The sequence below is a fragment of the Curtobacterium sp. C1 genome (assembly GCF_021049325.1).
Lineage (GTDB): Bacteria > Actinomycetota > Actinomycetes > Actinomycetales > Microbacteriaceae > Curtobacterium > Curtobacterium citreum.
The window spans coordinates 1,250,163-1,273,609 of the sequence record NZ_CP088076.1 but is presented as its reverse complement, the minus strand read 5'-3'; the positions used below and the strand labels follow the sequence as shown (position 1 = coordinate 1,273,609).

Below are 23,447 nucleotides of genomic sequence, written 5' to 3'. Positions count from 1 at the left end.
CTCGCCGTGCCCACCGCACGAGAGGACCCGCCATGCGCCGCGCCGGCATCACGATCGCGTCGATCTTCGGCGCGGGCGTCGTCGCGGCCGTCATCGGGGTCGTGGTCGTCGTCGTGATCGCGGTGCACTCCCTGACCGGCGCCGCGAAGTCCGTCACCGCGGCCCCTGCCTGCCCCGAGGTCGCCACGCAGAGCATCGGCGGCATCGTCGTCCCCGCCGGACCGGTCGCCGGGTTCTGCCAGGACCGGCTCGTGAACGCCGCGTACGTCATCGAGGCCGCCCAGGCACTGGGCATCGGACCGCACACCCAGGCCGTCGGGGTGATGACGGCGATCGGCGAGTCCAGCCTGGTGAACCTCGACCACGGCGACGCCGCCGGCCCGGACAGCCGCGGGCTGTTCCAGCAGCGGGACAACGGCGCGTGGGGCACGTACGAGCAGCGGATGGACCCGTACACCGCGGCGACGATGTTCTACACGAAGCTCGTGAAGACCCCGGGGTGGAAGACGATGACCCCGACGCAGATGGCGCACGCGGTGCAGATCAACTCGGACCCGGACCACTACGCCAAGTTCTGGCCCGAGGCGAAGGCCGTCGTCGAGGGCTTGACCGGCCAGACCGTCCCGGACGCAGCACCGCAGGGCTGACCCCGAGCAGCGTCCAGCACGCTCACGCTGGCTCCGGCAGCTCGTGCTCCTCGAGCTCGATCATCGCGACCCCCGCGGTGTGCACGACGACCTGGCCGCGCAGCCGGATCCCACGCTCGCGGAACGCACACGCGCACGCGTCCACCCACTCCCAGTCGACCGGGAACAGTCGCGAGTCACCCGGCCGTTCCCACACGAGCACCACCTCGGCCGCCGAGGCGTCGTCGCGCACGTCGGCGACGAGCGCCGCGAAGTCCTCGACGTGCTCGTCCGGCTGCCACGGCAGGTCGGACACGGGCAGCAGGAACGGCACCGGCCGCGCCCGGTCGTCGAGGAACACCACCCAGCACTGCCGTCGGACGGGCCGACCGACGATGCCGGTGACGAGCGCGACGACGTCGTCATCGGTCCGCGCCGGGGTGGAGAAGAGCTGTTCGAGTGCTTCGGTGTCTGCCATGCACGGCAGCGTCGCGGGTCCCCCGGCCCTCCCTCGGGCGGACGACCTGTCCTGTGGACGACACCGCCGGACGCCCCGCCTGTGGAGGAGCAAGCTCCGCGCTCAGATCCCGCGCGTGACCGCCATGTCGGCCAATGCCCGGGCCACGAAGAACACCACGACCACGAGCCCAGCCCCGAGCAGGGGCACCGGCCAGGTCAACCGGCGCTTCACGAGCCGGACGATGCTCACCACGAGGGCCGCCACGAAGACGAGGGCGACCAGGACCGGCCCGACGTACACGACCGCCCCGCCGAGGCCCTGGTCGCAGGTGTTCCCGGGGGCCGCGCACGAACTGAACCCGAGCGACAGGAGCAGGATCCCCATCACGGCGACCACGGCCTCGACGGCGAGCAGGACGAGCAGCACGACCGAGGCGACCACGTCGGCGACGCGACGGGGTCCTGACGACGGGCGCCGTGCCTCCAGGCCGACGCCACCCGCAGACGCACCGGGCGCGCCGGAACCAGCCCCGGGACCAGCCACGCCGGCACCCGGGCCGCCGGACCCCGCCGGCGCGACCATCAGCGCGCCCGCGAACCCGGGCCGCGCGTCGACCAGAGCGCCCACGCGATGAGGAGCGGCTGCCCGAACAGGCGCGCGAACCGCTTCTCGTCGGTGTCGAGCCCGAACGCGTCGCGCTGGTTCACCCACTGCGCGAGGTTCCCCGGGAAGATCGCCGTGAAGAACAGCGCCGCGACGTTCCCGACCGTCCGACGACGGCCTCGCGGCGCGAGCAGCATCGCGCTGCCGAGACCGATCTCCGCGACGCCGGACGCCAGCACGGTCGTGTCCGTGTCGAGCGGCACGAAGTCGGGCACCTGGGCGCGGAAGTCCCGGCGGGCGAACGTGAGGTGGCTCGTGCCCGCGAACACGAGCGCCAGACCGAGCAGGACACGGAAGAAGGAACGCATGCCTCCATCGTGCTCGGAAGTCGGCGGACCCGCCCGCGTGCCGCCGACGGACAGGGTCGTTCCGCGTCGGTAGGTTCAGGGCATGGGAGGAGCCCGACGGGACACCGAACCGCCCGCCGTGCCCGCGACCGTCGCCGTGCTGCTCGGCCCCGTCGCGGTGTGGACGGGGATCATCGTGCCCGCCGCCGGTCGTGGCCAGCACGTGTTCCTCGCTGCGGCGTTCGGGGTCGTCTGCGTCCTCAGCGGCGTGCGCGCGCTCCGCATCGCCGGTCGTCGACGTGCCGTCCGGGTCTGGTCGTGGGTCGGCCTGGTCCTCGGGGCGCTGGGCCTGGTGATGCTGGTCTGGCAGGTCCTGTCGTTCGCCACGGACGGCGCGTTCCCGCCGCCGTTCTGGTCGCCCTACGCGCGCGGCTGACGGTCCGCGGGACGGCCGACGGCCGGGAGGATCGTGGCCGCGTCCGCCCCGTCGCTCACGGCTGCCGTCCGGGTGGGGTCACCAGCCGAGGGTGCCCGGGCCGCCCTTGAACGGTCCCACGACCTTCGAGGTGATCCACCCGCCGTAGAAGTCACCCTCCTGCGCCTGCACCACCTCGCCGCCGACCTCGCACGAGTCCATCGCCGACGGATACAGCGCGACGCGGTCGCGGAGCGACTCGTACCCGGGCTCCGGCGTCGGGTAGTTCCACGCGGCCCGAGGAGCGACGACCTCGTCCCCACCGACCACGTCGAAGTAGCGCGCGCGGCCCTTGAACTCGCACGTGCTCGTGCCGGGGGCCGGCCGCAGCTCGAGGTCCGCCATCGGCACGTAGTACACCGGCGGGTGCGAGGTCTCGAGCACCCGCACCGCGTCCGTCGTGTCGACCACGACCGTGCCGCCGAGCCGGACGACCACGCGCTCGGGCACGGGTTCGACGGCGGGCGGTCGGGGGTAGTCCCAGACGGACTCCTGGCCGGGTCCGGGTTCGGTCCTCGCGGGGTGGCGCATGCGTCCGGTGTACACCGCGCGGCTGCCGGCGTCTGCGCGGACGACCCCACGCGCTCAGCGACACCTCACGGCGCCGGCGGGGCGCGAGGTGTCGCTGAGCGCGTGAGGTCGGCGTGCCGATCCGCCTCCCGCCTGACACGGAACCCGCCGCAGGAGCAGAGTGGGCGCGTGACGACGACGACACAGGGCATCTTCCGACGGAAGCCGATCGACGCGATCGACGACGAGACCGGCGAGGGCAGCGGCGGCCTGAAACGGCACCTCGGCCTCTGGCAGCTCACCGCGATCGGCGTCGGCGGGATCATCGGCGCGGGCATCTTCACCCTCGCCGGCACGGTCGCGAACGGCGTCGCCGGCCCCGCCGTCCTCATCAGCTTCCTCGTCGCCGGGATCGCGAGCGCCGCCGCGGCCCTGTCGTACGCCGAGTTCGCCGGGCTCATCCCGAAGGCGGGCAGCGCCTACACGTACGGGTACGCCGTGCTCGGCGAGGTGGTCGGGTGGTTCATCGGCTGGGACCTGCTGCTCGAGTACACCGCGATTGTCGCCGTCGTGGCGATCGGCATCTCCGGGTACGTCGGGTTCCTGGTCGGCCAGTTCGGCATCGACCTGCCCGCCTGGATGCTCGGCGCGCCCGGCACGGGCGACGGACACGTGGTCGACGTCTTCGCGATCATCCTCTGCCTGCTCACCGCGTTCGTCCTGACCCGCGGCATCCGCAGCGCCGCTCGCTTCGAGTTCGTCGCGGTCGGCATCAAGGTCGCGCTGGTGGTGCTCATCATCGTGCTCGGGGTGTTCCACATCAACAGCGCCAACTACGACCCGTACTTCCCGTTCGGGTTCGGCGGCGTGATGACCGGCGCCGCGACGGTGTTCTTCGCCGTGTTCGGCTACGACGCGATGTCGACCGCCGCCGAGGAGTCCACCGACGCCCGCAAGCACATGCCGAAGGCGATCCTGCTGTCCCTCGGCATCGCGATGGTGCTGTACGTGCTGGCCACCCTGGTGCTCACCGGCATGCAGAAGTACACCGACATCGACCCGGCCTCCGGGTTCTCGTCCGCGTTCGCCTCGGTCGGGCTCGGCGGCGTCGCGAACGTCATCGCGATCGGCGCCATCGTCGGCATCGTCACCGTCTTGATCACCTTCATGCTCGGGGCCTCGCGCGTCTGGTTCTCGATGAGCCGCGACGGCCTCATGCCGAAGTGGTTCGCGAAGACCGACCCGAAGCGCCACGTCCCGACCCGGGTCACCTGGATCCTCGGTGTGGCGTCGGCGGTGCTCGCCGGTGTCCTGCCCATCGGGATCGTCGCCGAGCTGACGAACATCGGGATCCTGCTCGCGTTCGTGGTGGTCTGCTCCGCGGTGATCGTGCTGCGCTACCGGCAGCCCGACCTCGACCGCCAGTTCCGGCTGCCCCTCATGCCGGTCGTGCCGATCATCGGCATCGTCGCGTCGCTGTGGCTCGTGACGTTCCTGCAGTGGGAGACCTGGGTGCGCTTCGCGATCTGGTTCGCGATCGGCCTCGGCGTGTACTTCGGGTACTCGCGGAAGCACAGCAGGCTCGCGCAGCCCAGCCGCGAGCGCTGAACGCTGCGCGACACGACGGCGGCGCGACCGTGGTGGGACTACTCCTCGACGACCCACACGTGCTGGACCTGCCACCCCTCGGGGACGGACTCGCGGTAGGCCCGGAGCGCCGCGTCGTAGTCCGGCCCGGACGCCTCGTGCGGCCTCGTCGCCGTGGAACGGGCCGTCGCGCGGATGGTCGTCTCGCCCGTGGCCTTGCTCTCGACCGCGTTCGTCTGCTGCAGCGCGAAGCCGTCCAGGTCGAGGTTCGCGATCGCGACCTCCTTCGCCGTGACCACGGAGTCGGCGAACCCGTCGGCCTCGCGGGTCTCGGTGGAGCGGATCGTGCCTCGCAGTGTCGTCACCCGACCAGTATGGACCGGAGGACGAACACGACGGATCGGACGACGAGCACGACGGATCGCGGGACGAACCCAGCCGTGCAGCTCAGGCCTCGCGGCGGTGCTTGCCCTTCGCCGCGGTCGGATCGGCCATCGGGTGGTTCCGGAACCAGCGCAGGAGCTCCCGCGGCCGGCTCTGGTCGGCGCTGCGGTCCCCCTCGTCCAGGAACGTGCTGAAGCCCTCCGGGACGGGCACGCCGTCGGACTCCCGGTCGTACGCCATCGACCACTCCGGGAACCGTCGGGTGTGGACGCTCTCCTCCACGAGCAGGCGGACCTCGTCGTGCCGGTCGTCCGCGACGATCCGGGCGTAGGTGGCGAGCACGGCGTCGTAGGGCCCCTCGAGGAGCTGCATGAAGCGTCCCCCGCGGTGCACGAGCATCCCCGTCAGTCCGTCCTCCGTGTTCCGACGACGGGCGTGCTCGAGCACCGCCTGGAGCGCGTCCTCGTCGAACGGCTCGGTCGCCGAGCTCATGTACACCAGGGAATGCATCACGCCTCGATCCTGCACCCGACACCCGTCGTCCGTCTCCCCCAGAACGGGACAGCAGGATCCCAGACCGGTCAGTGTCCGAGCGCCAGCTGCACGACCCGGACGACCACGAGCACCACCGCGACCACCAGGTACACCCGCAGCGCGGTCAGCCCGAGCCGACGACCCGGCGACAGCTGCGGCGCCGGCAGCTGCTCGACCGGCGGCATGCGCCACGACGCACGGTCCGTGGCGGAGGTGACCCGTGCCTCCAGGCCGGCGACCGCACCACCCACCGGGCCGCCACCGATGCGCGTCCCCGCGGCGGCACCCGCGCGACCCCGCCGCGTCCGGACCAGGAAGACCACCCCGACGGCCACCGACAGTGCCGCTCCCCCGAGCAGCACGTCGGTCACCTGCCCGCTCGTGATCGCGGGGAACACGACGCTCACCGTCAGCACGAGCGAGAGCACCACGAGCACCGCCACCACCGCGGCGGTGAAGAGCGTCAGCCACCGTCCGTTCACCCACGGCCCGAGCACCGCCCGGTCCGTGCACAGGAGCAGCAGGAACACCGTCGCCGACGGCAGCAGGACCCCGGCGAGCACCTGCACGCCCACGGTGATGAGGCCGAGCGGGCTCCCGGGTACCAACACCACCGCGGCGGCGAGCGCGAGCACCCCGGCGAACACGGCGTAGAAGCCCTTCGCGTCCCGGACCGAGCGGTGCAGCGAGTGCCGCATGCCGAGCACGTCCCCGAGGGCGTACGACGTCGACAGCCCCACGGCCGCGGCGCCGATGACGGACGCGTCGATGAGCGCGATCGCGAACAGCACCCCGGCGAGGTGCCCGACCGCGTGCCCGATCCCGACGGCGACCCCACCGGCGTCCGTGAAGTGCCCGGCGCCGGCGCGACCGCCGAACACCGCGGCGGGCACGGTCATCAGGATCGCGCCGCCGAGCACGACGATCACGATGCCGATCACCAGGTCGACCTTCTCGTAGCCCATGAAGCGCGGCGTGATCCGCTTGTCGATGACGTACGACTGCTGGAAGAACAGCTGCCACGGCGCGACGGTGGTGCCGACGATGCCGATCACCAGGAGCATCACGGTGGACAGGTCGGCACCACGCGGGAAGCCCGGGACGAGGAACCCGCGCACGACCGCCCCCGCCGCGGGGTGGGCGAGGAACGACAGCGGCACGAGCACGAGCGAGCCGGCGATGAGCACCATGCAGAGCCGCTCGAACCGGCGGAAGGACCCGGTGCTCACCGCGGCGATGACGAGCACGGCCGCGGCGACCACGCCGGGGACCTCGGGCAACCCGAGGTACCGGAGCCCGAGGCTGATGCCGATGAACTCCGTGACGATCGTCATCGCGTTGAGCACGAACAGGTCGACCACGCTGAAGGCTCCCCAGAACCGCCCGAACCGCGCGGTGATGAGCTTCGCGTGCCCCACCCCGGTGACCGCGCCGAGCCGGAGCACCATCTCCTGGTTGACGTAGAGGACGGGGACGAGCAGCAGCAGGGTCCAGAGCAGCGAGGTCCCGTCGTCCTGACCGGCCTGCGTGTAGGTGCCGAACGCGCCGGCGTCGTTGTCGCCGACCATCACGATGAGGCCGGGGCCGACGATCGCGACGAGCGTGCGGAGCTTCCGGCGGAGGCCGGTGCGGCGGTCGGTGTCGCCGACTCGGATCGTGCCGAAGGCGCCCTGGATGTCGCCGAGGTGGGCGCTGTCGAGGACGGCGGTGGGACGGGTGTCGGGTGCGGTGGTCATGGCGGGTTCCGTTCCGGGAGGAGGTGGGCGCGGCGACGGTGGGCCGGGCACGGGGGCGCGGCGGCCGTCGGTCGCGACGCACAGGGGTGCGGCCGTCGGTCGCGGCGCGCAGGGCGGCCGTCCGTCCGGCGGCTTGTGCGGGCCGGACGGGAGGCACGGGGGCACGTCCGCCACGCTTCGTGCGGGCGGACGGTGGTCACCGGCGCGCGCGACGGACCCTCCGGCCCGGAGGCGGGCACGGACGGGTCACACGGCGACGGTCGACGTCAGGATCGTGAGGGAGGCGCGTCGGAGGACGACCTGTGATGGTCACTGCTCATGGCACACCTCCCGTTCCGTCGGTCGCGCGCAGCGCCCGGCGGACCGGGGACCCGGTCACGCCACTCCCACGTCAGACCTTCAGCACTCCGTGACGTCGACCCGCGGTGTGCGGGAGCCAGTCGGGGCAACCCCTTGCGCCGGGGAGGCCTGTCCTGACCCGTGGCGTCTCTCGACGTTCGGGGTCGCTGGCATGTATCCACGAAGGAGCCTCAGCGAACGGAGGGCGCCTTGCAGGGACGACTGTAGACCCGGCGCACGGGCCGGCACGACCCCGCGGGCCGTTCCTGACCGGACCATCAGTCGGCGCCGGTCCGGGTCGTTCAGTTCACGCAGGGGATGCCGCCGGACGCCAGCGGCTGTGCGGCGCTCGTGGTCGTCGTCGAGGGGACCCCGGACGTGGTCGGCGCGCCCTGGGCCGCCCCGGCGCCCTGCCCGGCAGCGCCCTGTCCGGCGGCACCCTGGCCGGCGGCGCTCCCCGTGCCGGCGGTGCCCTGCCCCGCTCCGGTGCTCGGCGTGGCCGCGGTGCTCGGCGTGGCCGACTGCGCCGCCGCCGGGTGGTCGGACGCCGCGATGAGCGCCGCCGTCGTGGACCGGACCTGCGCGAGGTCGACGATGTTCACGTCCTGCCCGTCCTCGACCCCGTACCGGACGATCGGCAGCGTCTGGAACGTGATCCCGCCACCGGCGAAGCGCTGCGCGTCCCCCGCGAACGAGAGCAGGTCGAACCCGGAGTCGAGCGCGATGTCCTGCTTCGCGGTGTCGATCAGGTGCTGCACGAGCGGAAAGTTCGTCAGCACGTCCTCGTGCCGGAGCTTGTACGCCAGCGCGACGATGAACGCCTGCTCGCGGCGCTCCCGGTCCAGGTCGGTGAGCTCGACGCCGGACCCGCTCGTGTCCCGCCGCTGCCGCACGAACGACAGCGCCTGCGAGGCGTCGAGCGACTGCAGCCCCTTGTGGAAGTCCGCGCCGGAGTACGTGTCGGACGTCGTCTCGTTCAGGCAGACCTGGATCGGCTGCACGGCCTGGGCGATGTCGTAGAACGCCGCCATCGTGACCTCGATGAAGTGGTTGATCGGCACGCCGCCCAGGAACTGCGACACCGTCGTGATCTCCTCCTGCCGCGCGGCCGACCGGGCCTGCTGGTACGCGTCGTCGTGCGACACCCCGGGCTCGGTGTTCACGATGTGCCGCAGCGTCTGGTCGAGCTCGTACCCGTACGCCTGCTTGATCTTCCCCTCGGCGTTCCCGTCCGGCGCCCCGGGGAGCGTCGTCCAGTCGTCACGCGGGATCGAGATGCCGACCGCAGGACCCCCGCCCGCGGGGATGTGGATGAGCATGAGGACGTTCGTGTTGTACCCGCCGTCCGAGCCGTCCCCGGCGTGCAGCGCCTGGTAGGTCGCAGCGGGCAGCACGTTCCCGTCCTCGTCCCGACGGCTGTCGAGCCCCATCACCAGGATGTTCGACTCCCCCTCGGCCTGCGGCACCGCGCTGCTGCTCGCCGACGCCCCGGCGACCGGCAGGTGGATGTCCGAGCGGTGGATGCCGGTGTCCAGGTCGACGACCGTCCGCGCGACGGCGACCCCACCGCCGACCAGCGCCAGGGCGGCCACGGCCGAGACCCCGAGCAGCACCCGACGTCGGAGTCGGCGTCCGGGACTCGGGGCACGGCGGTGTGCGGCGGGTCGCGGTGCGTGCTGCTGGTCCATCGGGTTCCTCCGGCTCGGTGGGTGCCCGCACTGTACGGTCGCGCCCGACAGGGAGCCGGGGACCTGCCTCGGACCGGGCCTGCACTCCTCCACAGCCTCGGCCGCGGCCCGCGGAACCGCGCGGTTCCGCCGCACCGGATCGGCCTGCGGGGATTCGCAGTCGGTGGCGGCTGGCACGATGGTCCCGTGCCAGCCGTCCCGATGATCGACGCCGTCGACGTCATCCGCTTCGTCGGTCCGCAGACCTTCGGGCGCGGGCGCGACGTCGTGCGGGCGGGACTGGTCGAGGACGCCGCCTGGCGCGAGGACGACGGCACCGTCACCGCGACCGTCACCGGGTCCGCCGACGACCCGTACGAGCTCCGCGTCGAGACGACGCTCGCCCGCGGGGACTTCGTCCGCCCGGTCCGCAGCACCTGCACCTGCCCCCTCGGCGGCGACTGCAAGCACGTCGCCGCCGCGCTCCTCACCATCAACGCGCGCGCGTTGGCAGCCGCGTCGGGTCCGCGACGCGTCGCACCCGTCGAGACCCCACCGGAGCCGGACTGGAGGCACGACCTCGCCCGCCTCGCCGGCGACGACCCGCAGGTGGCCGGCCCGCAGGGCACCCCGATGGGGCTGCAGTTCGAGCTGCGGGACGCGGTGCCGTCGAAGCTCGCCGCCCGGGCACGCGCCGTCGGTCGAGCGCTGCCGTCCCGTGCCCGCAGCGTCCGGCTCGGTGTCCGGCCCGTCACGCGGAGCGACGCCGGCAACTGGGTGCGCGGGCAGCTCACCTGGGGCACGCTCCCCTACTCGGTCAACCGGCTCGGGCTCGCGCCGGAGCAGCACGCGTGGTTCCTGCAGTTCGCGGCGCTCCACCGCGCCGGCCAGCTCGCCGGGCTGCCGGGCGAGAGCGACTGGGTGCACCTCGACGACTTCCAGAGCCCGCTCCTGTGGCCGCTGCTCCGCCAGGCGCCGGCGCTCGGGATCGCGTTCGTGGCCGGGAAGCGCGAGGGCGGTGCGGTCCTCGGCGAGCAGGCCCAGGTGCTCCTCGACGCCGTCCGGTCCGAGGACGGCCTGGTGCTCGGCGCGAGCGCGGTGCTCGACGGCCGACCGGCGCCCGACGGCGCAGCCCGCACGATCGGCGACCACGGTGTGTACGTCTTCCGCGAGAGCCCCGAGTTCCACGTCTCGCTCGCGCCCACGCCGGCTCCGGTGCCCGAGGACCAGCGGCGCATGCTCGTCGACGACGTCCGCATCACCGTGCCCCGAGCCGAGGTCGACGAGTTCCTGGCCGACTGGTCCCCCCGGCTCCGCGGCGCACTCGGGCTCGTCAGCTCCGACGGCTCGGTCGAGCTCCCCGAACGTCGGGCGCCCGAGCTCGTGCTCACCGCGACCTTCGAGCCCGCCCGCGCGCCGCGCACCGACGACCGCCTGCACCTGCAGTGGCGCTGGCAGGTCGACGGGCGGAAGGACCCGGTCGCGCTGCACGGCCCGCTCCCCGACCTGACCGGCGTCCGGGCGGCCGACGACCCTTCGTCCGCTGCGAACTCCGAGTCGTCCGCCGCCGGCCCGGGGGGCGGCCTCGCCTGGTTCGAGGACGGCACCATCGACGGCGCCGACGTCGCCGTCTTCGCGAACGAACTGCTCCCGGCGCTGCCCGACCACGGCGTCCGCACGGTCGTCCAGGGCGAACGGCAGGACTACGAGCGCCTGACCGGACGTCCGCACATCAAGGTCACGACCATGCCGTCGGACAAGCACGACTGGTTCGACCTCGGCATCTTCGTCACCGTGAACGGCAAGCAGGTGCCCTTCACGCCGCTCCTCCGCGCCCTCGCCAACCGGGACCGGCGGATGAAGCTCATCGACAACTCGTACCTGTCGTTGTCCGACCCGGCGTTCGACCGCCTCAAGGAGCTCATCGAGGAAGCCCGCGACCTCGAGGAGTGGGAGCCCGACGCGCCCCTGACGGTCACGCCGCTGCAGGCCGGGCTCTGGTCGGAGTTCGACCAACTCGCCGACGAGACCGAGCACGACGAGCGCTGGCAGCGGATCGCCGCGGGCCTCCTCGACGCCACTCCCCCCGCGGACGTCCCGGTGCCCGACACCGTGCACGCCGAGCTCCGGCCCTACCAGCACGCCGGCTACGCGTGGCTGCGCTTCCTGCGCGAGCACGGCATCGGCGGGGTGCTCGCCGACGACATGGGTCTCGGCAAGACCCTGCAGGTGCTCGCGATGATCGCCGCCGCCCGCCGGGACGAGCCGGACGCGCCGCCGTTCCTCGTCGTCGCCCCGACCTCCGTCGTCGGCAACTGGGCGGACGAGGCCGCACGGTTCGTGCCGTCCCTCGCGGTGACCACCGTCACGGCGACCTCGCTGAAGGACCCGGCGCGCGTGTCCCGGGCGGCAGCGGCGTCCGACGTGGTCGTGACGTCGTATGCCCTGCTCAGGCTCGACGCGGCCGAGTACCGCGAGACGCGCTGGTCGGCGCTCGTGCTCGACGAGGCGCAGTTCGTGAAGAACCCGCAGTCGCAGACCCACCGGGCGGCGGCGGAGCTCGGCGCCCCCGTGACGTTCGCGATCACCGGCACGCCGCTCGAGAACGGGCTCACGGACCTCTGGGCGCTGTTCCACGTGGTCGCTCCCGGCCTGCTGTCGTCCTGGTCGCGGTTCGGCGACGACTACGTGAAGCCCCTCGGGTCGCCGGACCTCCGCGGCGAGGCCCGCGCCGAGCTCACCGCGCGGCTCCGGCGGCGGATCCGGCCGCTCATGCTGCGCCGGACGAAGGAGAGCGTCGCCGCCGACCTGCCGCCGAAGCAGGAGCAGGTCGTCCGGGTCACCCTCGACCCCGCGCACCGGGCGCTGTACGAGACGACGCTCAACCGGGAGCGGCTGAAGGTGCTCGACCTGATCGACGACCTGGCCCGCAACCGGATGATCGTCTTCCGGTCCCTCACCCTGCTCCGGATGCTCGCGCTCTCACCCGCCCTCGTGCAGGAGACCGAGGAGCCCGTGCCCTCCGCGAAGCTCGAGCTGCTGCTCGACGAACTCGAACAGCTCGCCGCCGAAGGTCGCCGGGCGCTCGTGTTCAGTCAGTTCACGACCTTCCTGCGGATGGTCGCCGAGGCCTTGGACGCGCGGGGCGTCGGCTACGAGTACCTCGACGGCTCCACCCGGAAGCGCCCGCAGGTCATCGAGCGCTTCCGCTCGGGCACCGCGCCGGCGTTCCTCATCTCGCTCAAGGCCGGCGGCTTCGGCCTGACCCTGACCGAGGCGGACACCGTGTTCGTGCTCGATCCGTGGTGGAACCCGGCTGCCGAGTCCCAGGCGGTCGACCGGACGCACCGCATCGGGCAGACCCGGTCCGTGAACGTGCAGCGGTTCATCGCCGAGGACACCATCGAGGAGAAGGTCCTCGCGCTCGCGGCGAAGAAGGCCGAGCTGTTCGCCACGATGATCGACGACGACGCCCTGTTCGCCGACGACCTGACCGCCGACGACATCCGCTCTCTCCTCACCTGAAGCACGTTCCTGCGTCGGCCGCCGGCGCGGCGTGCTCCCGCACAACCGGAAGCACGCTGCACCACCGCGATCCGCGGCACGGCGTGCTTCCCGTTGTGCGACGTTGCCGGCGGGCCGTCGGCCGCGCACGGGCGCGAGGTCAGCGCGCGAGTGCGTCGATCCGAGCGACCTCGTCGGCGGAGAGGTCCAGGTGCACACCCTCGGCGTTCGAGCGGATGCGGTCCGGGTTCGACGACTTCGGGATGACGACGAACCCGTGAGCAACGTGCCACGCGACGATGACCTGCGCACTGTCGACGTCGTGCGCGCCGGCGATCTCGACGAGGGTCGGGTCCTGCAGGTTGCTCGCCTTGAAGGGGCTGTAGCCTTCGAGCACGACGCCGCGCTCCCGCAGCCCGTCGGCGATCGCACGGTCGAACTCGACCGGGCTCCACCGGATCTGGTTGACGGCCGGGGCGGTGCCGGTGGCAGAGACGAGCTCGTCGATCTGCGCGAGCGAGTAGTTGCTCACGCCGACCGCCCGGGTCAGCCCGTCGGCCTGCGCCTGGACGACCTGCTCCCAGACGTCCGGTCGGGCCTCGCCGTTCGGCGGCCAGTGCACGAGCCACAGGTCCAGGTGGTCGAGGCCGAGCTGCTCGAGGCTCTCCTCGATCGTCTGCCGCACGCGGTCGGCGTTGTCCGGCGGCAGCTTCGTGGTGACGAACACGTCGTCACGGGCGAGTCCGGACGCGGCGAGGGCCTTGCCGACGCCGCGCTGGTTCGAGTAGCCCGTCGCGGTGTCGACGTGGCGGTACCCGGCCTCGAGCGCAGCGCCCACGGCAGCGGGTGCATCGGCGTCCGGGATCTGCCAGGTGCCGAAGCCGAGGAGCGGCATCGACCCACCGGTGACGGGCACGGAAGGAGTGGCGTGATCGGTCATGCACCCGTGTCTACGCCGACGTTCGTCGGTGCCGTACGGGAAGGTGGACGACGGCCCACCCGGGCCCGTACCACCGCACCACCCGGAGTCCCCCCATGCCGTCGAACCGACGCCGCACCCCGATCACCCTCACGTCCCTCGTCGTCGTCCTCGTCCTGACGGCCGGCGGGTACCTCGTGCACCGGACCGGCGACGCGGTGCCGACCCCCGGCGCGACCGCAGCCGGCGGGACGGGCCCGAGCCGTGCCTCCAGTCCGACGACCGGGGCGACCGCCCCGACCACCGCCACCGGCCCCGTCCCCAGCACCGCGCCGGACCCCACCGGCACCGTGGACGCGGCGACCGCCCGCCAGCAGCTGGCCGCGCTCCCCGTCAAGGGCAAGGCCCCGGCGACGGGGTACGACCGCGTCGGGGACTTCGGCACCGCGTGGCTCGATGTCGACCACAACGGCTGCGACACCCGGAACGACGTGCTCGCCCGGGACCTGACCGACGTGCAGCGCGAGGGGCCGTGCAAGGTCCTCCGCGGCGCCCTGACCTCCCCCTACACCGGGGAGCACGTCGACTTCGTGCGGGGGAACACCACCTCGACCCTCGTGCAGATCGACCACGTCGTCGCGCTCGAGAACGCCTGGCGCACCGGCGCCCAGCAGCTCAGCCAGCAGGAGCGCGAGGCCCTGGCGAACGACCCGGAGAACCTGTTCGCGGTCGACGGGCACTCGAACGCGCAGAAGCGGTCGGGCGACGCGGCGACCTGGCTGCCCGCGGCGACGGGCTTCCGCTGCACCTACGTCGCACACCAGGTCGCGGTGAAGACGAAGTACCACCTGTGGGTGGCCCCTGCCGAACACGACGCGATCGCGCGCATCCTCGATCGCTGCTGACGAACGCCCTGGACAACAGGTGTAGCCTAACTGGCGAGCTGATGCAGACGCATCGACCCTTCATCGTCGAAGACCGCAGGAGGCCTCCAGCATGACCAGCACCACCACCCGCTTCACCGACCGCGTCGTCCTCATCACCGGCGGCGGCTCCGGACTCGGCCGCGCGACCGCCGTCCGACTGGCGACCGAGGGCGCCGCGCTGTCCCTCGTCGACGTCTCCGCCGAGGGCCTCGAAGCGACGAAGACCGCCGTGCTCGACGCCGCTCCCGAGGCCCAGGTCATCACCACCGTCGCCGACGTCTCCGACGAGGCGCAGGTCGAGGCCTACGTCGCCGCGACCACCGAGCGCTTCGGCCACATCGACGGCTTCTTCAACAACGCCGGCATCGAGGGCAAGCAGAACCCCACCGAGTCCTTCACCGCCGCCGAGTTCGACAAGGTCGTGTCGATCAACCTCCGCGGGGTGTTCCTGGGCCTCGAGAAGGTCCTCAAGGTCATGCGCGAGCAGGGCTCCGGCATGGTCGTGAACACCGCGAGCGTCGGCGGCATCCGCGGCATCGGCAACCAGTCCGGGTACGCCGCCGCCAAGCACGGCGTCGTCGGCCTGACCCGCAACTCCGCCGTCGAGTACGGCCAGTACGGCATCCGCATCAACGCGATCGCCCCCGGCGCCATCTGGACGCCGATGGTCGAGAACTCGATGAAGCAGATCGACGCCGAGAACCCCCGCAAGGCCGCCGAGGAGTTCATCCAGGTCAACCCGACCAAGCGCTACGGCGAGGCCCCCGAGATCGCCTCGGTCGTCGCCTTCCTGCTCTCCGACGACGCCAGCTACGTCAACGCGACGGTCGTCCCGATCGACGGCGGGCAGTCGGCCAAGTACTGAGCGGGTCCCCTCCGGCAGCCGGCGCGCGCCCGTCTGCGCCGACTGCCGGCCGGGAGGCACGACACACGTCCGTCCCGCGTGTCCCCCTGCCAGCAGTGGTCGGGTGTGCACCCCGCGGCGTGACAGCATGGCGGGATGACGAACGAGACGGACGGGTCGGCCTTCGGTCGGGGCGTCGACAAGCCCCCGCCCACCGCAGCCGCCGAGCTCCGCCGTCGGATGGCGACGTCGCCCGCAGGGTTCCTCCGCAGCGCGGCCTGGGTGCCGTGGAAGCCCGAGGGCACCCCGGAGGGCGGCAGCATCGCGCACGTGATCATCCGGGACCTGCCGTTCGTGCCGGTGTTCACCGACCCCGCGGAGCTCGCCGCCGGTCTGCCCGACACCGAGGGTCGGCCAGTGCCGATGTCCGAGCTCGTGACCGCGCTCCCCGAGGAGTTCGGCATCGTGGTCGACCCGACGAGCGCCGAGGCCGCGAACTTCCTGCACGCCGACGTCCTGGCGAACATGCGCGAGCAGATGCGCGTCGGCGTGCCGACCGAGAACGGCTCCGACTCCGGCGGCGGCACGGACCAGGCCTGACCCGTCCGCGCCGCCGGCGAAGCGGTCACCAGACGGTGCCTGCTCCGAAGAAGATGCTGAGGAACGCCAGGCCGCCGAGCACCAGGCCCGTGACCGCCAGGCCCATCCCACGGCGGACCCGGTTCGCCCGCACGATGCCGATGATCCCGAAGACGATCGCGAGCAGGTCGGGGAGGAATCCGAGGAACACCCCGATGAAGAAGGGGATCCAGGTCACCAGGAAGCCGAACAGGCCGAGCACGAACGCGGTGACCGCGAATCCGTTGCCCGGTTGAACGGGGCCCGGCGCACCCATGGGCGGGAACGGCTGCGGACTGAACTGCTGATATGTCATGCGTTCACCCTAGAGGGTCGCCGAGGACAGCTCAGAGCACGTGGTGCGCGATGAGCCGTCCGAGGTACGTGACGTCGAACTGCCCCTTGAACTCGAACCGTACCTTGCCGAGGCCGCTGAACCACAGGTCGAGCTCTGCGTCCAGGTCGAACGTCCCCGCGGTCTCCACCGAGAACGCCTGGATCTTGCCGTACGGCAGCGAGGTGAAGTCCCGCTTCTTGCCCGTGATCCCCTGCACGTTGCAGGCGAGGATGCGCTTGTCGGTGAACACGACGAAGTCGCGGATGGTCTTCGCCGCGACGAGGATCCGCTCGCCGTCCAGCAGCAGACCGGCGATCTGCGGCTCGATCTCGGCCGGGTCGCAGTGCGAGAGCTTGAACAGGGTGCCGTTGGAGAAGTCCATCACGCCGCGAGCGTAGCGGCAGATCGCACGTCGGGGCGGAGCGGGTCCGTGACGGCGACCGGCGGTCCCGGGCCGGGATGCTCGCGGCGGCCGAAGCCGCCGGCCGGCCGCGCGAGCGGCATCACGCTGACCGAGCGATCGGCCGTCCTGGTTCATGAATCCCGGCTTTCACGAACCAGAACGGCCGAACACCGACCGAGGAACGTCTCCGCGTTGCGCCACGCGCCCAGTTCTGGGGATCCTTCACGATCATCGTCCTCGCCAGGATGGACAGGTTGCCGAGACGAGGGGGCGCACATGCCGTTGGGTGGACCAGGGCCACGAGATTGGTCGCCGAGTGAACCGAGCACTCCGCCGTCGACTTCTCGCTGGGGGACGCCACCGCTCCACTCCCCCGCGTCCTTCCTCGGCACGACGACCACCACGGCGCCACGGCGTCGGACCCGGCCGTGGGCGTTCGCGACGCTGGCGATGCTGCTCGGCGGCGGGAGCGTCGTCCTCGCACTGGTCGAGCCCCAACGCCAGGGTGTGCCGACGGGCTTCGTCGTCTCGACGATCGGCGTGACGGCGATCGCCTGCGGGGTGCAGGCCGTGCGCCGTGCACGGTGGGGCTCGGTCGTCGCACGAGCCTTCGGACGCGTCGGTGGCGGGCTTGGTGCGGCCGGGTCGGCGCTCATGCTCTACGCGTTGCTCGGGTACGGCCTGGCGACCATCGGCGTGCACGTCCCGGCGCTCTCGCTGCCGTCCCCCACGAACGGCATGGCCGACACCGTCGCCGTGCCGGCCGGCACCGCACCTGTGGTCGCTCCCCAGAGCGCGGCGGCACCCCCTCCCGCAGCCGTGACCGCTGAGCAGGAGCGGAGCTCCCTGACGCAGGCGATCGGTTCGCTCGCCTTCTCGATGCGCGAGCGCTTCCCGTCGGGTGGCTTCCCGGAGCAGCTCGTCACGTCGACGAGTCCGAGCAGCATCGCGCTCCCGGACGGATCAGGGCTCGCGTCGTTGCCGGAGGACACCCGCGTGCTCTACTCGGTGTCCGCCGACCGGAGCGCGTGGTCGATCACCCTCGTGGGCGCTGCGCACCGGTCCGTCGCGACCTACAGCTCCGTCGACGGCACGCTCAGTGTGGGCTGATCGGTCTCCACGCGCGATCGGGGCTCGACGAGCTCGATGAACCGGGAGAGCAGGGACAGTCCGGCGATCGACGGCGGCAGCCCGGTGGTCAGCGCGGGTGAGTGCACGAGGTAAGCCGTCCACTTCGCCCGGGACAACGCGACGTTCAGCCGGTTCGGCATGAGCAGGAAGTCGAGCCCTCGTGGGATGTCCGCCGCGCTCGAGGCGGCGAGCGACGTGATCGACACCACGGCCTCGCGCCCCTGGAACATGTCCACCGTGCCGACCTGCGTCCCGCGGAGGCCGGCGGCGTCGAGTGCCTCGCGGATCACGGCACCCTGCGCGTTGTAGGGAGCGACGACGATGACGTCCTCGTCGGTGAGGACGCGCGTGGTGTCCCCGTCGGTCCAGGTCCGGCCGACGACGTCCCGGGCGAGGGCCACGACCCGCTCGGCTTCCTCGACCGAGGACGTCGTGTTCCCGGCGTGCACGACCGGCACGGGGTGGACACCAGGGTCGATGCCGTCGAGGTGCCGGCCGGACGCCATCGACGCCAGCTGCCCGTCGTACGACAGACCGGACACCGCGGCGGTCAGCGCGGGCTCCATCCGGCGAGTGCGGGCGAGGAAGTAGCCGAACTCCGCGGGCAGCACGTGCTCCCCGTCGGCGAGCCAGCCGAGCGCCGACTGGTCGACCGGCTCCGGGTGCGACCCCTGGGAGACCTGCGGCAGCTGCTGCGGGTCGCCGAGCAGGAGCAGGCGGGTCGCGGCGATCGAGGACGCGATGGTCGGGGCGAGCGAGAACTGCCCGGCCTCGTCGACGACGAGCAGGTCGAGGGAGCGCCGCGGGATCGTGCCCTCGTTCGCGAACGTCCACGCGGTCCCGCCGACGACGCCGCCGGTGCCGGTCTCGGCGCACGAGGACAGGAATGCAGCGATGGCGGCGTTGTTCTTCACCGGCGTCCACGCGGCGGCCTCGAGCTCGTCATCGGTCGCGCCGGACTTCGGGACCTTCACGACTCGGTCGGCGGGCACACCTGCACCCACGACGGACGCGAGGAAGTTCTCCGACGTCGCGTGCGACTGCCCGACGACCCCGACGCGCCAGCCGTGCTCGCGGACGAGTCGGGCGACGACGTTCGAGCCGACGTAGGTCTTGCCGGTGCCCGGAGGCCCCTGGATCGCGAGGTACGACCGGTCGAGGCCGAGCAGCGTCGCGACCACGGCGGACACGGTGTCGTCGCCCTGGACGGCGGCGAGCGCTCCTCGCGGCGGGATCCGACGGAGCAGGTCGAGCGCGGGGTCGGGCAGCATCGCCGGCAGCGCGTCGAGCACCTCCTGCCCCCACTCGGCGATCGCCTCGGGCTGGGGCTTCGCACGCGGCGGGGCCGCCGGGGCGAGTGCGACCGGGAAGTCGGCGTGCGGCTGCCCGCCACCGACCGGCAGGCTCTCCTTGACCAGCACCTCGAACGCCTCGCCGTTCTCGGACGCGTCGAGCACGACCGCGCGAGCCGACGCACCCTTCGACCCGGGGGCCGGAGCGGTGACCGACGGCGGGAGCGGGTCGTCGTAGACGAGGTGGGGCGTGCCTCCAGGCCGGATCCGCGAGCCGGGGGCGAGCGTCCCCGACAACCGGATCTCCCGCGACTGCGAACGGGCACGCGGCAGCGTGCCCCAGTCGCGCTCGACCGACGCGCGCTCGACCACCAGGACGTCCCGCGTGTCCGCCCAGTCGTCGACGGGGTTCCGGAGGCGGTCGAAGTGGTCCTGCCAGAAGGTCTTCGCCTCGCGGCGGTGGTAGTCGATCGCGGCGGCGGCGAGCGCCAGCGCGGTCTGGTCGGCGTCGCGGTCGAGGGGGTCCACGTCCGCCAGCTCCGCGGCGAGCGCCGTGTACACGGGGTTCGGCTCGCGCTCGACCGGGATCGGCGGCAGGAGTTCCTCGGCCGCGACCGGCGCGGCCGGCGCTGCCTGCCGCAGGGACAGGAGCCAGTCCCGCAGCCGCAGCGTCGAGCGGCAGTCGTAGGCGTTGTAGTCCGCGACCTCGTCGAGCATGTGCTGCCCCGCGGCCGGGTCGCCGTTCCGGAGCTCGTCGATCGCGTCGACGTAGGCGGTGATGCTGTCCGCGGCGTTCGTGACGTCGCTCAGCCGCAGGTCGTCGCCCATGTAGAGCGGCTCGAGCTTCTTGATCGAGTAGCTGTGGCTCCCGACCACCAGGGCCTTGCGGACGATCGGGTACAGGTCGACGAGGACCCCCGCGCGGAGCAGGTCGTCGACGACGTCCTCGCCGACGCCGTGCCGGGCGGCGAGGGAGAGCAGGTGTGTCCGCTCGTACGCGGCGTAGTGGTAGACGTGCATGCCGGGGTGCTGCTCGCGGCGCTCCTGCACGAACGCGAGGAAGTCGACCAGCGCCTGCCGCTCGTCGCGGATCGTGTGCGCCCAGAACGCCGTGAACGCGGCGCGTTCGTCGACCAGGCCGAACAGGTAGTCGAGTCCCCAGTGCACGCCGTCCTCGGTGTGCAGGGGGTCGCCCTCGAAGTCGAAGAACACGTCGCCCGCGTCGGGTGCGGGGATCGCGTCGAGCGCGCGCGGGTCGAGGACCTCGAAGCGCGGCTTGGTCGGGTGGCCGGTTCCGCGGTGCGCGTGCTGTTCGGCTTCGCTCTCGGTCTGGAGGCGCGCCTGACGGACCAGCCTCTCTTGCGTGGATCGCGACATGCCTGGCACGGCCGCGGTGCGGGCCGCCAGGTCGTCGATCGTCCGCACCCCCTGCCGGATCAGCTTCGTGCGCTGGTCGAGGCGCATCCCGGCGACGAGGACCAGGTCGCGGTGCTGCTGGACCTGCGTCTGGCAGATCGCGCAGCGCCCGCAGCTCGAGTAGCGCGGGTCACCCCAGCGCAGGTCGTCGGTCTCGCTCATCCGCTCGGCGATGACCCGCTCGAGCTCGGCGCGCTGCGTCCGGTAGACCGGGGCGATGTCGGCGAGGTCGTGCGTGGTCGTCGTCCGGTCGCCGAGGACGAGGTGCACCTGGCGGCCCGTCGGGACGCCGTGCGCCTGCATCCGCTCGGCGTAGGCCGCGAGCTGGAGCAGGGCGCTGATCTTCGCGTGCCGGGCGAGCTTGGTGTCGTAGACCTCGTACTCCCCCACCTCGTTCCGGACGATGAAGTCCGCGAAGCCGATGAAGCCCGGACGGTCGACGGTCGGCGGCTCGTGGAAGGTCGGCTGGTAGAGCACGTCGGCGCCTTTGTCGAAGGCGTCCAACGCTTGTCGCGCTGCTGTCTCGTAGTCACGCGGAGCGGGTCGGTCGAACTCCACGACGTCTCGGATCTGCTTGAGGATGTCGAGGTAGTCGAGCTCATGCTGGTCCCCCAGGCGGGCGGTGCGCTCGAGCATGTCGTCGTGCTCGTCGGGCAGGGGCCCGCCGCGACCGAGCTTGGCGTCGAGGCGGCGGAGGAACGCCCACTCGCAGGACGCCCACGTGCTGAGGTCGCTCGGGCTGAGCAGGACCTGCCCGTCGACGCCGATCTGCATGCGCTCCCCCGTCTCGTCTGGTGCGCTGACGAGCCTAGGGGCGGCCGCCGACAGGCTCGAGACGCACGAACCGCGGGCCCTCGTAGCCGTCGCGGGACACGTGCGCGGTGAAGTCGGCGAGGGACCGGACCCAGTGCCCGCGTTCGCCGTAGAGCGCCTGGTAGACGACCACCGGCTCCTCGGTCTCGACGTCCTTCGCGACGAGGACCACCTCGTACTCGCCGCCCTTGAAGTGGCGGTACCGGCCGGCGGTCACGTCGCTGCTCATCCCCCAGATGCTACGGAACCGGACGGACCGGCGCGGTCGTGCCTACAGTCACCGATGTGGACGGGACAGCGACGCGGGCACGGCGGGCGATCCGCCGCTCGATCGTGATCGCGGTCGTCGGCGCGGTCGTCGGCGGTGTCGGGAGCACCATCGGCGGCGTGAGGCTTGAGAAGGGCTCGGACGTCGTCCTCCTGGCGATCGGTGGCACGGTCACCGTCGCCGGTCTCGCCGGGCTCGTCTCGGTCTTCCTGACGCTGATCGACCTGATGCCGGAGCTCCAGAGCCCGGTCGAAGGACTCGATCGGGCCCAGCGGCGCGAGATAGATCGGATGATCCGCGAGGGCCGCCCGATCGCGCCGGACGGCAGCGAAGCGGCCCGACGCGCGTTCGACCGAGCACGCGGCACGGCCATCGTCCTGCCGCTCCAGACGACGCAGCTCGTCCTCCTCTACTGCCTGATCGCCGGACCGCAGATCCCACGGTTGACGTCGGGCGAGCCGTGGCAGTGGTGGTTCAGTCGCATCTTCCTGGTGGTACTCATCTGCGTGATCGTCTGGTTCGTGCCGCACGCACGGCGTCGAGTGGCCGCTGCACGCCGGTACATGCAGGCCGCCGACGAAGCCGTCCGCGCCTGACACGTCGTCCACAGATCACCGGCGAGGTGTCGGTCGTTCCGGTCCCGGATGGAACGCTGGGGCGATGGACCGCTGGGAGGCCGACGACGCCCGCCGCCGCCACATGGCCCGGGTCGGGCGGCGGGACACCGCGCCCGAGCTCGCCGTCCGTCGCGAGCTCCACCGCCGAGGCCGCCGGTTCTTCGTCGACCGCCCGGTGAGCTCCCGGTGCCGGGTCCGCCCCGACCTCGTCTTCACGCGCGCGCGCGTCGCCGTGTTCGTCGACGGTTGCTTCTGGCACTTCTGCCCGGACCACACCCACCTGCCGAAGACCAACGCCGAACTGTGGCGCCGAAAGCTCCTCGCGAACCGGCAGCGTGACGCCCGGAACGAGGCGATCCTGGTGCACGAGGGCTGGCGGGTCGTCCGCGCGTGGGAGCACGACGACCCGGCCGAGACCGCGGATCGCGTCGAGCGGGTCCTCGACCAGTGGCACGCCATCGCTCGCCGGGCCGAGCACCCGCCGATCCCGGTACGGTGTCCGACGGAGGGGAATCGATGAGCGAGCAGACGAACACCTGGGGCGGCACCGAGACGACCAAGGGCGAGGGGCCCCTGTTCGTGGTCCGGCGCCCGCGCTTCCCGGGCGTCATCTTCACCGGAGTCGGCGCAGCGGCGGTCGTGATCGGCATCCCCGGGATCGTCATCCAGCAGCTCGTCTCCCCGGGAGCCAACAGCACCTCCCTCGGCTTCATGGCCGGACTCGGCGCTCTGCTCCTGCTCTTCGGTCTCGCGCTCGGCGCCACCCGGGTGGACGTGTACGACCGCCACTACGACGTGAAGTCCGGCTTCGGCAAGCTCCGCCGCCGCGAGGTCGACGACATCCGCACGCTCCGCTACGCCACGCAGTCGAACGGCGGCGGACAGCGGTTCGTCAGCCTGACCGCGTGGAACGATCGCAAGAAGAAGCAGTTCATGATCTTCACGAACTACCGCGGCTACCAAGAGTTCACGGCCTGGCTCGCGGAGCGCCGCCCCAAGGAGTGGGCTGAGTGCGAGCGCCTCGGCATCCCGGACTGATCCCCGCCAGTGTCACGGAGCGACACGTTCCCTCGAGCGTCACCGGTCGGGCG

24 protein-coding genes and 1 riboswitch are annotated in these 23,447 nt (G+C 72.2%); of the genes, 11 read left to right on the top strand and 13 right to left on the bottom strand.

Annotated features, from left to right (window positions below; genetic code table 11):
- The first annotated feature begins 32 nt into the window (after positions 1-32).
- A complete protein-coding gene (locus LQK89_RS06240; protein WP_144801611.1) occupies positions 33-647 on the top strand; it encodes a hypothetical protein in 615 nt (204 codons plus the stop codon).
- A gap of 22 nt (positions 648-669) precedes the next feature.
- On the opposite strand, the gene LQK89_RS06235 is transcribed toward LQK89_RS06240, so the two are convergent.
- The 3 genes from LQK89_RS06235 to LQK89_RS06225 all read right to left on the bottom strand — a co-directional run bounded on the left by LQK89_RS06235 (position 670) and on the right by LQK89_RS06225 (position 2,057).
- A complete protein-coding gene (locus LQK89_RS06235) occupies positions 670-1,104 on the bottom strand; it encodes a hypothetical protein (protein WP_141861040.1) in 435 nt (144 codons plus the stop codon).
- A 102-nt stretch (positions 1,105-1,206) separates the two neighbouring features.
- Entirely contained in the window at positions 1,207-1,713 is a 507-nt protein-coding gene (locus tag LQK89_RS06230) for a DUF6264 family protein (RefSeq protein ID WP_231050506.1), read from the bottom strand.
- Entirely contained in the window at positions 1,668-2,057 is a 390-nt protein-coding gene (locus tag LQK89_RS06225; protein ID WP_231050505.1) for a DoxX family protein, read from the bottom strand. Before LQK89_RS06225 ends, LQK89_RS06230 begins: the two co-directional genes overlap by 46 nt.
- 82 nt (positions 2,058-2,139) lie before the next feature.
- Here LQK89_RS06225 and LQK89_RS06220 point away from each other — a divergent pair, with 82 nt between their 5' ends.
- Positions 2,140-2,472 (top strand): hypothetical protein, encoded by a 333-nt coding sequence (locus LQK89_RS06220; protein ID WP_058741820.1) that lies wholly within the window; start codon positions 2,140-2,142, stop codon positions 2,470-2,472.
- A 78-nt stretch (positions 2,473-2,550) separates the two neighbouring features.
- Here LQK89_RS06220 and LQK89_RS06215 read toward each other — a convergent pair whose 3' ends face one another.
- On the bottom strand, positions 2,551-3,042 hold the full coding sequence (locus tag LQK89_RS06215) for a DUF427 domain-containing protein (RefSeq protein ID WP_231050504.1): 492 nt from the start codon (positions 3,040-3,042) through the stop codon (positions 2,551-2,553).
- A gap of 168 nt (positions 3,043-3,210) precedes the next feature.
- On the opposite strand from LQK89_RS06215, the gene LQK89_RS06210 reads away from it, so the two are divergent.
- Positions 3,211-4,629, top strand: a complete 1,419-nt coding sequence (locus LQK89_RS06210; RefSeq protein WP_231050503.1) for an amino acid permease — start codon at positions 3,211-3,213, stop codon at positions 4,627-4,629.
- A 38-nt stretch (positions 4,630-4,667) separates the two neighbouring features.
- On the opposite strand, the gene LQK89_RS06205 is transcribed toward LQK89_RS06210, so the two are convergent.
- The 4 genes from LQK89_RS06205 to LQK89_RS06190 all read right to left on the bottom strand — a co-directional run bounded on the left by LQK89_RS06205 (position 4,668) and on the right by LQK89_RS06190 (position 9,289).
- The gene (locus LQK89_RS06205; protein ID WP_058741818.1) at positions 4,668-4,973 is read right to left on the bottom strand and encodes a hypothetical protein; all 306 of its coding nucleotides are present in this window, start codon (positions 4,971-4,973) and stop codon (positions 4,668-4,670) included.
- 82 nt (positions 4,974-5,055) lie between these two features.
- A complete protein-coding gene (locus LQK89_RS06200) occupies positions 5,056-5,502 on the bottom strand; it encodes a BLUF domain-containing protein (RefSeq protein ID WP_231050753.1) in 447 nt (148 codons plus the stop codon).
- Between the two features lie 71 nt (positions 5,503-5,573).
- On the bottom strand, positions 5,574-7,262 hold the full coding sequence (locus LQK89_RS06195; protein WP_231050502.1) for an NRAMP family divalent metal transporter: 1,689 nt from the start codon (positions 7,260-7,262) through the stop codon (positions 5,574-5,576).
- Positions 7,263-7,639: 377 nt separating this feature from the next.
- Positions 7,640-7,811, bottom strand: a riboswitch (M-box (ykoK) riboswitch).
- A 92-nt stretch (positions 7,812-7,903) separates the two neighbouring features.
- Entirely contained in the window at positions 7,904-9,289 is a 1,386-nt protein-coding gene (locus tag LQK89_RS06190) for an LCP family protein (protein WP_231050501.1), read from the bottom strand.
- Between the two features lie 186 nt (positions 9,290-9,475).
- Here LQK89_RS06190 and LQK89_RS06185 point away from each other — a divergent pair, with 186 nt between their 5' ends.
- Positions 9,476-12,793 (top strand): DEAD/DEAH box helicase, encoded by a 3,318-nt coding sequence (locus LQK89_RS06185; protein WP_231050500.1) that lies wholly within the window; start codon positions 9,476-9,478, stop codon positions 12,791-12,793.
- Between the two features lie 139 nt (positions 12,794-12,932).
- Here LQK89_RS06185 and LQK89_RS06180 read toward each other — a convergent pair whose 3' ends face one another.
- The gene (locus LQK89_RS06180; protein WP_231050499.1) at positions 12,933-13,712 is read right to left on the bottom strand and encodes an aldo/keto reductase; all 780 of its coding nucleotides are present in this window, start codon (positions 13,710-13,712) and stop codon (positions 12,933-12,935) included.
- 95 nt (positions 13,713-13,807) lie between these two features.
- On the opposite strand from LQK89_RS06180, the gene LQK89_RS06175 reads away from it, so the two are divergent.
- From LQK89_RS06175 to LQK89_RS06165, 3 genes are all read left to right on the top strand, one after another.
- Positions 13,808-14,596, top strand: coding sequence for an HNH endonuclease family protein (locus LQK89_RS06175; protein ID WP_231050498.1), 789 nt, complete (start codon positions 13,808-13,810; stop codon positions 14,594-14,596).
- A gap of 91 nt (positions 14,597-14,687) precedes the next feature.
- A complete protein-coding gene (locus LQK89_RS06170; RefSeq protein ID WP_231050497.1) occupies positions 14,688-15,482 on the top strand; it encodes a glucose 1-dehydrogenase in 795 nt (264 codons plus the stop codon).
- A gap of 135 nt (positions 15,483-15,617) precedes the next feature.
- Positions 15,618-16,061 carry an SseB family protein gene (locus tag LQK89_RS06165; RefSeq protein WP_231050496.1) on the top strand — a complete coding sequence of 148 codons (444 nt, stop codon included), beginning with the start codon at positions 15,618-15,620 and terminating at the stop codon, positions 16,059-16,061.
- Between the two features lie 25 nt (positions 16,062-16,086).
- On the opposite strand, the gene LQK89_RS06160 is transcribed toward LQK89_RS06165, so the two are convergent.
- Together LQK89_RS06160 and LQK89_RS06155 are read right to left on the bottom strand one after the other, a co-directional pair.
- Complete coding sequence (locus tag LQK89_RS06160) at positions 16,087-16,395, bottom strand: hypothetical protein (RefSeq protein WP_231050495.1); 309 nt, start codon at positions 16,393-16,395, stop codon at positions 16,087-16,089.
- Positions 16,396-16,426: 31 nt separating this feature from the next.
- Entirely contained in the window at positions 16,427-16,798 is a 372-nt protein-coding gene (locus tag LQK89_RS06155; protein WP_231050752.1) for a PH domain-containing protein, read from the bottom strand.
- A 471-nt stretch (positions 16,799-17,269) separates the two neighbouring features.
- On the opposite strand from LQK89_RS06155, the gene LQK89_RS06150 reads away from it, so the two are divergent.
- On the top strand, positions 17,270-17,929 hold the full coding sequence (locus LQK89_RS06150; protein ID WP_231050494.1) for a hypothetical protein: 660 nt from the start codon (positions 17,270-17,272) through the stop codon (positions 17,927-17,929).
- Here the strand turns inward: LQK89_RS06150 and LQK89_RS06145 are convergent.
- Together LQK89_RS06145 and LQK89_RS06140 are read right to left on the bottom strand one after the other, a co-directional pair.
- Positions 17,893-21,432: a TM0106 family RecB-like putative nuclease gene (locus tag LQK89_RS06145; protein ID WP_231050493.1), complete on the bottom strand. Its 3,540-nt coding sequence runs from the start codon at positions 21,430-21,432 to the stop codon at positions 17,893-17,895. The two genes, LQK89_RS06150 and LQK89_RS06145, sit on opposite strands and share 37 nt — an antisense overlap.
- Before the next feature lie 34 nt (positions 21,433-21,466).
- Positions 21,467-21,700: a DUF1653 domain-containing protein gene (locus LQK89_RS06140; protein ID WP_231050492.1), complete on the bottom strand. Its 234-nt coding sequence runs from the start codon at positions 21,698-21,700 to the stop codon at positions 21,467-21,469.
- Positions 21,701-21,756: 56 nt separating this feature from the next.
- Between LQK89_RS06140 and LQK89_RS06135 the strand changes: the two genes are divergently transcribed.
- From LQK89_RS06135 to LQK89_RS06125, 3 genes are all read left to right on the top strand, one after another.
- Positions 21,757-22,335 (top strand): hypothetical protein, encoded by a 579-nt coding sequence (locus LQK89_RS06135; RefSeq protein ID WP_231050491.1) that lies wholly within the window; start codon positions 21,757-21,759, stop codon positions 22,333-22,335.
- Positions 22,336-22,399: 64 nt separating this feature from the next.
- The gene (vsr, locus tag LQK89_RS06130; protein WP_231050490.1) at positions 22,400-22,876 is read left to right on the top strand and encodes a DNA mismatch endonuclease Vsr; all 477 of its coding nucleotides are present in this window, start codon (positions 22,400-22,402) and stop codon (positions 22,874-22,876) included.
- The gene (locus tag LQK89_RS06125) at positions 22,873-23,394 is read left to right on the top strand and encodes a hypothetical protein (protein ID WP_231050489.1); all 522 of its coding nucleotides are present in this window, start codon (positions 22,873-22,875) and stop codon (positions 23,392-23,394) included. The genes vsr and LQK89_RS06125 overlap by 4 nt, the downstream gene beginning before the upstream one ends.
- The last annotated feature ends 53 nt before the right edge of the window (positions 23,395-23,447 follow it).